This is a genomic window from Vibrio sp. TRT 21S02 (assembly GCF_050113675.1).
Lineage (GTDB): Bacteria > Pseudomonadota > Gammaproteobacteria > Enterobacterales > Vibrionaceae > Vibrio.
This window is the reverse complement of sequence record NZ_JBNJOI010000060.1, coordinates 1-1,092: the sequence shown is the minus strand read 5'-3', so window position 1 is coordinate 1,092 and position 1,092 is coordinate 1. Positions and strand designations below refer to the sequence as shown.

The 1,092-nt window shown below is 44.5% G+C and carries 1 protein-coding gene; it reads left to right on the top strand.

The annotated features are described in order from the left end of the window. The first annotated feature begins 92 nt into the window (after nucleotides 1-92). The gene (locus tag ACQEXU_RS21915; protein WP_427012294.1) at nucleotides 93-1,061 is read left to right on the top strand and encodes an IS30-like element ISVa6 family transposase; all 969 of its coding nucleotides are present in this window, start codon (nucleotides 93-95) and stop codon (nucleotides 1,059-1,061) included. Nucleotides 1,062-1,092: the final 31 nt, after the last annotated feature.

Here is a 1,092-nt window from a genome sequence, read left to right as displayed (position 1 = left end):
CTTGGATTCAAGTACGAAGTGCGACACCTCTGAACATAAAAACAGTGAGATGCGATAATCATGAAGTTTGCTCCCGCCAAGAAGTAAAAAACATGAAATACACGCACCTCACTGAGAACGAAAGGTATATGATTTCTGCACTCAGAAAGCAAGGAATTAGTACCGCTAAAATAGCTAAACAACTGGGTCGTCACAAAGCTACTATCTATCGAGAAATTGAACGCAATTCCCGATACAACAGACACTTTAAAAGGTACTCCTATCAAGCATGGAGAGCCCAACAAATGGCTCGCAACCGGCTGAGTCGCTCGCGCAGAAATAAGCGCTACAGCGAAATCGACTTCAGGTTACCTGAAGCCTTGCTACGACTGGATTGGACTCCTGACCAAATCGTTGGATACCTGAGGGTAAGAGGCTATCCAACAATGAGCCACGAGCTCATTTATCAGTACGTTTGGAACGACAAAACTCTCGGTGGAACACTATGGAAGCACCTACGCCAATCCACTAAGAAAAGGCGTAAAAGGTATAACTCAAAAGACAGCCGTGGACGGCTAGCTGCAAAGCGTCATATTACCGAAAGACCTGCAAAAGCTGAGCATCGAAAAGAGCCTGGTCACTGGGAAATTGATACCGTCGGTGGCCGCGGAACCAAGCACTGTATCGTGACTTTAGTCGACAGAATGACTGGCTACACTTTTATTGGGCAAATGGACGATAGAACAAGCGAGTCGCTCAACGTAAGAATGAGCAAAATCATGACCCGCTCTGACTTACCTTTTAAGACGATAACTGCGGATAATGGCACTGAATTTCATGGTTACGCACAACTAGAAAAACACCATAACTGTCTGTTTTACTTTGCAAATCCATACCACTCATGGGAGCGAGGGACTAATGAAAACACCAATGGCTTGATACGACAATACTTACCAAAACGAACTTCTATGTCACACGTGACACAGAAGCTCTGCAATGAAATTGCACACAAATTAAATACGCGCCCACGCAAAAGGCTTGGGTATAGGACACCAACGGAGTATATTCATGCGCATCTGTAAAAAGTGTCGCACTTCAAACTTGATACTAAGT